6 protein-coding genes are annotated in these 8,976 nt (G+C 40.0%); all 6 read left to right on the top strand.

Translation table 11 applies throughout. The features are described from left to right. Positions 1-415: 415 nt before the first annotated feature. Positions 416-1,621: an efflux RND transporter periplasmic adaptor subunit gene (locus BS34_RS0112045; RefSeq protein WP_051640889.1), complete on the top strand. Its 1,206-nt coding sequence runs from the start codon at positions 416-418 to the stop codon at positions 1,619-1,621. 12 nt (positions 1,622-1,633) lie between these two features. Next, a complete protein-coding gene (locus tag BS34_RS0112040) occupies positions 1,634-5,440 on the top strand; it encodes an efflux RND transporter permease subunit (RefSeq protein ID WP_084151661.1) in 3,807 nt (1,268 codons plus the stop codon). Continuing rightward, positions 5,433-5,993, top strand: a complete 561-nt coding sequence (locus BS34_RS0112035) for a hypothetical protein (RefSeq protein ID WP_029408752.1) — start codon at positions 5,433-5,435, stop codon at positions 5,991-5,993. The genes BS34_RS0112040 and BS34_RS0112035 overlap by 8 nt, the downstream gene beginning before the upstream one ends. 177 nt (positions 5,994-6,170) lie before the next feature. Beyond that, positions 6,171-6,755, top strand: a complete 585-nt coding sequence (locus BS34_RS12410; RefSeq protein WP_038126733.1) for a hypothetical protein — start codon at positions 6,171-6,173, stop codon at positions 6,753-6,755. A 194-nt stretch (positions 6,756-6,949) separates the two neighbouring features. Next, positions 6,950-7,573 carry an AAA family ATPase gene (locus tag BS34_RS0112020; protein ID WP_029408750.1) on the top strand — a complete coding sequence of 208 codons (624 nt, stop codon included), beginning with the start codon at positions 6,950-6,952 and terminating at the stop codon, positions 7,571-7,573. A 264-nt stretch (positions 7,574-7,837) separates the two neighbouring features. Further along, on the top strand, positions 7,838-8,976 hold a 1,139-nt coding region (locus BS34_RS0112015), incomplete at its 3' end, for a hypothetical protein (RefSeq protein WP_029408749.1).

Below are 8,976 nucleotides of genomic sequence, written 5' to 3'. Positions count from 1 at the left end.
TCTATTTCGTGGTGGAAATACTTCTATCCTAGGAGTTACGGCTTTTTTGTCAAGGCTTTTAATATTTATTCCGGACACTAGTGCCAGGCCTGGTTACTTTTTATCTAAAAACACGTCGAAAAACAACCACTAAATCATTCAAAAGACCATTTACATATTAGAGAATATTAATATTATACTTTCCTGTTATAAGCACGGTTCACCAACGTCATAAAAAACAAGTATATTAGAAAATAACTATATTATAAAATAATAATATTCTAATATAATCAAAGACTTATATATATTTACACCTTAAAAAACATACCTCATAGATTTTATTTAAAATGCATAAATTTCTTTAGTTACCTTTCTCTCTAAGCTTCGTATATGGTTACAAAACATAAACAAAACAAGCCATTCCGGAGAGAAGCAAATGAAGTTGTTGCAACTGAATTTACGTTCATTTTTTTTACTATTAACATTGCCATCAATTTTAAGCCCAGTCTTTGCGGCAAAAACAGAAGAAATTCACGTAGAAACAGTTCGTTCAGCGGTTTACGACAGCAAGGTAAACCTAGGCGGAACCGTTATCCCTTTTAAAGAAGTTACCTTAACCGCACAAATGCCAGGCCAGGTAAACTACATTTCAGGTATTGAAGGCGACATATTTAAAGCCGGAACACTCATCATCTCTATTAACGATGATGCTTTACGCGCACAACGCAAAGCTGCGATGGCTCAATGGAATCAAGCTGCCTACGCATATCAAAATGCACAATCCCAATACAACAGAGAACTTTGGAGCCCAAAATCAGAACAAAGCATGCCAGGAATGGCTTTACCCAACTTAATGGATCAAGTCTTTACCCGACCAATGGGAAACTCTATGGGCGTTGGCGATCGTGAAGTAGAAAAAAGAGCAGATTTAACCAATGCCATGTCTATGGTTAAAAAGGCACAAGCTCAAATGGCTCAAATCAAAGCTCAAATTGACGAAATTGATGTGCGATTAAACGATACTAAATCAACCGCTCCCTTTGATGGAGTGATTGTTAAAAAGATGGTTGAGGCAGGAGACACCGTTCAACCAGGTCAGCCTCTTCTTGTTTTTGCCAAAAGTAATCATTTAAGTATTGAGCTTAATATTCCTGTAAACCTAATGCAAGGCATCAAAAAAGGTCAGCAATTAACTGCTCGTATTGCCAATAGCACGCCCATTCAAGTTCGCGTTGCTCAAGTTTTCCCGGTTGCCAATGGACAACAACACACCGTAAAAGTAAAAATGGACTTACCTTTAGGCGCTCCAGCAGCACCTGGCATGTATGCTCAAGTTGCCGTACACAATTCAACTTCTCAAAATCAGGCTTTTCCTGTCATTCCTTCCCAAGCAATTATTCAACGAGGCAGTTTGCCAAGTGTTTTTGTCTTTAATCCAAAAACCAACCAGGTTTCCATGAAAATTGTTCGTGTGAGCAAGTCCTCAAATAATGGATATAAAACCGTTCTATCAGGTATTAAAGAGGGCGAACAAATTGTCATTAATCCACCTGCAAGCATTTCTTCTGGCTGGATACTTAAAAATGGTCGCTTAATGCCGCCTTCTGAAGCGCAAAATATAACAGAAGATAAAGACGCTTAAGGGATGGCAAACATGAACAACAATGAACACATGACTGAGTTAGAACAAGATGATGCGCCACGTCATGACATGGCAGGGAACGTTGCGCGCAACTATATCAATTCACCTATTACGCCACTATTTTTAATTGGTTTCTTTTTAATTGGTATATTTGGGGTTATTTTTACCCCACGTCAAGAAGACCCACAAATATCTGTGCCTATGGCAGATATTTTTATTCAATACCCAGGTGCTACCGCAAAACAAGTTGAAGCATTAGTTTCAGAACCTTTAGAGCGTCTATTAAAAGAAATTAATGGGGTTGAACACGTATATTCCGCTTCAATGAGAGGACAAAGCCTTATTACAGTGCAATATGTAGTTGGAGAAAACACTGAAAAAGCACTCGTAAACCTCTACAACAAACTTAGTTCAAATGCAGATATTGTTCCTCCAGGAGTAAAACAACCCTTAATTAAACCTAAAGGTGCTGATGATGTACCGATGATCACCTTTACCCTCTCTTCAGACACGCTTGATTCAAGCCAGCTTCGCCTTTTAGGCTTGGATACATTGCAGTCGCTAGGTGAAATTGATGGAGCGAATCAAGGTTACGTCATTGGCGGTGAACCTAGAGAAATCAAAATTCAAGTTTCTCCAGAAAAATTAGCTGGATACGGAATTTCTTTAACCCAAATTGGGCAAACCATTCATGCTGCAAACAGTGAGCTTGAAACTGGAAAGATAGAAGCATGGCAACAATCTTTTAAAGTTTACACTGGTGACTTCTTAAAAAGTGAAGAAGACATTAAAAATCTGATTGTGGGCATTAAAGACCATGCGCCCGTTTATGTAAGAGATATTGCGACCGTAACCTCAAACTCTCAAGACCCTACAAAACTAGTCAATTTTTATACCGGTAAAGGTTACAGCGGCCAAAATGCTTCTCTTGATGGACGAAATGCCGTAACCATTGCGTTAGCTAAAAAACCAGGTACTAACGGCGTATCCGTTGCAGAAGATGCCATTGCTCGCATAGAAGGTCTAAAAGGAATTTTAATTCCGCCTGATGTCGATGTCTCTATTAGTCGTAACTATGGTCAATCGGCCAACGACAAGGTGAATAACCTGATTTTCAAACTATTTGTTGCCACTGGTGCCGTTACCATTCTTGTCTGGTTATTTTTAGGCTGGCGAGCAGGTGTCGTCGTTGCTATTGTGATTCCATCAGTCATTCTTTCTACCGTATTCATGGCTTGGGTACTCGACTTTACCATTGACCGTGTGAGTTTATTCGCTCTTATTTTCTCTATAGGTATTCTTGTTGATGATGCCGTTGTAGTACTAGAAAACATTTATAGACGTTGGCTTTTATCCAATAAATCCGATACCGCTACTTCAGTAGCAGCGGTTGCCGAAGTGGGCAACCCAACCATTATTGCAACCTTTGCAGTAATTGCTGCACTCATGCCAATGGCATTTGTTAGTGGCATGATGGGGCCTTATATGGCTCCTATCCCCGCTCTTGGCTCAGTTGCCATGATTATCTCTTTATTTGCGGCTTTTGCATTTACGCCTTGGTTAGCTATGCGCATCAAACCAAGCATGGAAACCTTAGAAAAAGCTGAGAAAAAAGAGCATGAACAAGGTGAAAAAATGGAAGCCTTCTTCCGTAAATTGCTAGGGAGTTTATTAATTGGTAAAGCCAAAGGTTGGGGCTTTTTAATTGGTATTATCGCAGCATTTGCGGTTGCTATATTTTTGCTTTATGAGTCACTCGTTCCCGTTAAATTACTTCCGTTTGATAATAAGCCAGACATGAGCGTCGTGATTAACTTCCCTGAAGGAACCTCATTACCCGTCACTGCAAACTTAACTCACGATTTGGTGAAAGAGCTGCAAAAAATTGATGAAATCAGCACCATGGAAACCTACGTAGGAACAGCTGCTCCTTATGACTTTAACGGTCTGGTTCGTCACTACTATTTAAGACAAAACCCTTGGGAATCAGATATTCAGATTCACTTGGTCGACAAAAAACACCGCCATCGCTCAAGTCATGAAATTGCAGAAGCCATGCGCTCTGATTTAGTTAACGTTGTTGGTGAGAGTTCAGCAAAAATTCAAATTGTTGAAATGCCTCCAGGTCCTCCTGTACTTCAAGCCGTTGTTGCTGAAGTTTATGGACCAAATGAAGCCTCACGTAAAGCAACAACAAAAGCCTTAACCGATGTTTTTGAAAATGCCAAAAATGTGACAGATGTCGATAATTTATTAACCGCAGCTCATAACTCATGGCGCTTTGTTATTGACAAACAAAAGGCGATTGAGAGTGGTATCTCAGTAACCACTATCAATAAAACACTTGAAATGGCCATGGGCGGTTACCGTCTAGGCGATGCCAAACAAGGGTTTATGCGTGAACCGACCTTTATTACCCTAGAAGTTCCGTTAGAAATGCGTGCTGAATTTGCTCGCATGGGAGCCATACCTGTCGCTACCGCTAAAGGCTCAACCGTCCCTCTATCCGAACTAGGTACGTTTGTACTAGAAAACGAACAAAGCATGATTTATCACAAAGATTTACGAGCTGTTGAATACGTTACTGCCACAGGTGTTGGACGATTAGGTGCGCCTATTTATGGAATGTTAGAAATTCAAGACATTTTGGATAATACCGAAGGTCTAAAAGGGCTTGAAGGTAATTTTGTGTCAAGACCGGATGGTTTAACAGAGAACGGATTCATGTGGGCTGGTGAATGGACAGTAACTTATGAAACTTTCCGCGACATGGGGTTAGCATTTGGTGTTGCCTTAATCATTATCTACATGCTTGTAGTTTGGGAATTTAAAAACTTTATTATTCCACTGATTGTGATGGCACCAATTCCTTTAACTCTTATCGGTATTGCACCTGGGCACTGGCTAATGGGGGCTGAATTTACAGCAACCTCTATGATTGGATTTATTGCTTTAGCTGGAATCATTGTGCGTAATTCAATCCTACTCGTAGATTTTTCACGCCAAGAAATCAAAAATGGTGTACCCATTACAGAAGCGGTAATCCAAGCTTGTAAAGCCAGAACTCGACCAATCATGATTACAGCAGTGGCTCTAATTTTAGGTTCAAGTGTCATTCTATTTGACCCTATCTTCCAAGGTATGGCCATCTCATTAATGTTTGGCGTAATGGTAGCAACACTATTAACCCTTGTTGTTATTCCGCTAGGGTGTGTGAGTGCTCGCGCAGCCTTCTGTCCTGGTGGAACGGATAGCTATGGTGATCCAATCCCAGGTTGTGAAATGCCTGATGATGTTAAACCAGAAAGCGAAACATCTACCGTACGAAAAACCGTTACCAGTATTAAGACCGTGATTGATCCTTATTTTTCTATTCAGCGAAAAATTCAGCTAGATGAAAATTTTAAACCTGTCACAAAAGAACCTGTTGCAGCGGAAGATAAAGAGGCAATTGATAGCAACGCTCAAGAAAAACCTGTTGATATTCCACAAACTAACAGCGATTCAACATCAACAGAATCGACTGAAATCAAAACAGAAACATCTGAGCAGAATAAAGACGTTCAACCAACCGATAATCCCCCTGATTCAAGCGTAAATGAGAACGAGGCAGACCCCGACAAGGCCATAGAAAAACCAAAGCCGGCTCGTAAAACCACTACCAGAAAAACGAGTACCACTACTACAAAAGCAAAAACGACTCGTACTCGCAAAAAACCTGCTCCGGCAAAAAGCACAACTAAAGCGACAACTACTACCAAAAAGCCAGTAACACGCCGTAAACGCGGGATTCAATTAAAGGATGACAACGATGAATAACAACATAAAGAAACGGCTAACACTATCAATATTTATTGCCACGTTGACTAGCGCAACGCTGGTACAAGCACAAAATTGGCCGCAACCAGAGTCAGCATATATGCCTTCCACTCAATCACCTCAATGGGTTGAAAATGGGAAAGCTATGCAGCAAAACAATTTTCCGGTAAGACCAAATATGCAGCCAATGCCTTACGGCTACCAACAACCCATGCCTAACTATGGAAATGCACCGTATTCACAACCCTATTCTCAACCGTATGCACGACCATACACGCAGCAACCGTATATACCACAACCTATACCTTATGGTGCTAACAATGGATTTGGGAACTGGCCAAATAGAAACAATATGATGCCATCAATGCCAAATATGGGGAATTGGTCATCACCAAATATGAATATGGGAAATTGGTCAATGCCACAAATGCCTGAAATGAATAATATGCCTGGAATGCCTAACATGGATAATTTTTCTATGCCAAGCCCAAGCTTTGAAATGCCAAGTCCATCGTTTAATACACCAACGATGAGCATGCCATTTACTAACTGAAACCTTTGTAAAAAATACAAAGGTTTTTACAGAATTTGAACGGACGTTCAAACAATATGGCGTTAATTACAGGTCAGAGTGTCATTATCGCCAATCTAAAAACCAAAGAGGGAACAGGAACTCGGCCCCCTTTCTTTAAAATTTAGAGTTCGCATATACTATCAAAGGAGACTAGTAATGAGTATTAAAAAATTAGCTTTAGCATCAATTGTATCTGCGGCAATCTTTGGGGCTCAATCAGCATCTGCAGATTGGTTCAATGCACCATGGGGAAGCAATAACAATGGTTACGGCAATGGTAACCAATATGGAAATGGTTACGGAAATGGAAATGGCTATGGAAATGGTTACGGAAACGGCTATGGTAACCAACAGGGTCAAGGACAAGCTCAGGGTCAAGGACAAGGCCAGGGTCAAGGTAAGGGGCAAGGCCAAGGTAAAGCAAAAGGATCTTTTAACTTTGGAATGAATGCAGAATCAGATATGTCTGGTAATGCAGATGGTAATGCTCAAGGTAAACAAAACCGAAACTTCTCTGGTTACGGCCAAAATAACCAAAACTATAATGGTTATGGAAATGGTTACTACCAAGGGCAAGGTTATGGTCAAAACCAAGGTTATGGAAATTACCAAGGGCAAGGTCAACGCTATGGTCAACAACCAGCACCTTATTACTACCCTCAACAAGGATACGCTCCATATCCAATGCCACCAGCGCCTCCTGCAGCAGCCCCTGCTCCAGCAGCGCCAGCAGCAAAATAAGATTAGAGCAATCTAAACCACTGGGCACAAAGAGTGTCTATAAATCTTTGATAGGCAAGTTTTAATGACCAAGGTCATTAAAACTACCTAAAAGAGATTTTTGAGCGTTTCATCTTTACTCCAATAAAGGTGAACCTTTCAAAAATCTTTTAAAGCATAGCCTTTAAAAACTCAACACATTTGGGAGTTAATTAATGATTACGGTCATTGGAAATATGAAAGGTGGAACCGGTAAAAGTACAGTTACCTTTAATCTTGCAGTATGGCTTAGTCACCAAGGTAAATCTTTACGCTTGTTTGATTTAGACCCTCAACAAACTTTAGCTGATGTTATTGAAGTACGTACAGAAGAAGAGTATGAACCGAGTCTACCCTCAAGCGAACATCAGCAAAATTTACAAACTATCCAAGATGATAATTGTACTGATGAAATATTGATTGATGTCAGTATGAGTGATCAAGAAGCCTTGAAAGAAGCGATTTCATTATGTGATCGAATCCTTATACCCGTTGCACCAAGCCAAGCTGATATTTGGTCAACACAACGTTTCATCAAACTCATTAAAAACACATGTAAAGACGCTATGCCTGAAGTATTAGCTATTATTAACCGTGCAGATACTCATCCTTTAGTGACAGAAACTAAGGAATCAGAAGAAGCGCTGGATTTTTTACCCGGAATCACTCGTATCAAAACAAGATTACATAACCGCACAGCTTACAGACGTTCTTTTAGTGAAGGTTTAGGTGTTTTTGAGCAAAACCCATCCGGCAAAGCAAGCAAAGAAATTTTAAAACTGACAAAGCAACTTTACTAAGAGATCTATGCATCGCAAACGTGCCAAGATTTCAAATGAGACCTTTGCTCGAGATAGGTGCGAAAGAAAAATGAGGGAAAATTTGCCTGATTGCGGCGGAAAACGCAGGGAATAGCTAGCTATTCGCAAGTTTTTCAACAAAAATCGGGTGAATTTTAACCATTTTTACTCGTACATACTCTCGTGCAAAGGTCTCAACTAATAACTAAATTTTAACTTATCGCATAGTTTTAAACCTATGCACTATTCAACGAGGAGTACCCCATGTCACTTATTAGGGCCATACTAAACAACGGTTTTTTCTTTATCGTGTTAATCGTCGCTGCGGCTGTCTATTTAGCTTACTCTGATAACATTAAACGTGATCATGGTTTGCTCCCTGAACAGGAAGAATCACAGTCCACCAACACCGTTGCAAAACATAATTCTGAGCCTCAGGATTTAAATACAAATGTGACTGAAACAGCAATTGAAAAAGAAACTCAACCTTCTTCTGAAGCGCCGAATCAACCAAAACAACCTGTTCAAGCAGCCATTAAAACAGAACAAGAAGTCAACACTAGCCCTGAAGAGGAAACCTCAACAGAGACTCAAACACCCTCTCAAAAACCTAATTTAGCAAAGATTAATTCAGAAAATTCTCAAGCAGTTAAAGTAGAAGAAAAGGCAAATACAGATGCCAACAAAGAGTTACAAAATATCGACCCAAAAACACCCGCTCTAGCAAGCACATTTAGTGGTGAAGAGGCTATAAAAACTCAATCAAAAAATGATTTAGGAAATGAATCCGAAAATAAATCAGGAAATAAATCCGAAAATGAATCAAATAAAGATTCTAATACCACAACGAATACTGAGGAAACGGCTCCTACTGATGAAGTCAATAAAACACTCGACAATCAAACAGCAGAACAACAAAACTCCGATTTTAAAACCGAACAAGATGCACTTAAAGCAGCCAAAGATGCCTCTGCAAAATCAGATTTCAAAACCGCTGCTAAAATATATTCAGAAGTAGCCAAAAAGCATCCTTCAGCAAACGTAGTTGGCCAGCTTGCTCAAGCACTCTACCAAGATGGCAAAAAAGAAGAGGCTGCTAAAGCTTGGTTAGAATCAGCCAAACTATTGGTCGCTGAAAAACGCTTCCCAGAAGCCATGATACTTTCAGCTCGCCTAGCCCCATTTGCGCCTGCTGAATCTAGAGAGATTCAACAAAACCTACAGAAAATGCAGATGGCTTACATCAATCAAAAACGTCAGGCGATGCAAGCAAAAATGTTGCAGTACCGCAAAAACATGCAAAATAAAATGGCTAACAATAAAACATCAAAATCAATGCCTACAATGCAACCAATGCCGCAATATAAACCTGCGCCAATGAAGCCTATGCCACCTATGCAAAG

This window comes from Thiomicrorhabdus sp. Milos-T2 (assembly GCF_000702325.1).
Taxonomy (GTDB): Bacteria; Pseudomonadota; Gammaproteobacteria; order Thiomicrospirales; family Thiomicrospiraceae; genus Thiomicrorhabdus.
Note: the sequence above shows the minus strand (reverse complement) of the source record. Positions and strands in the feature narration are given on the sequence as shown.

Bases quoted from the DNA above. Each gene is read 5' to 3' on its own strand.
- BS34_RS0112020 (WP_029408750.1), top strand. From the start codon at position 6,950: ATGATTACGGTCATTGGAAATATGAAAGGTGGAACCGGTAAAAGTACA.
- BS34_RS0112040 (WP_084151661.1), top strand. From the start codon at position 1,634: ATGAACAACAATGAACACATGACTGAGTTAGAACAAGATGATGCGCCA.
- BS34_RS0112045 (WP_051640889.1), top strand. From the start codon at position 416: ATGAAGTTGTTGCAACTGAATTTACGTTCATTTTTTTTACTATTAACA.
- BS34_RS0112035 (WP_029408752.1), top strand. From the start codon at position 5,433: ATGAATAACAACATAAAGAAACGGCTAACACTATCAATATTTATTGCC.
- BS34_RS12410 (WP_038126733.1), top strand. From the start codon at position 6,171: ATGAGTATTAAAAAATTAGCTTTAGCATCAATTGTATCTGCGGCAATC.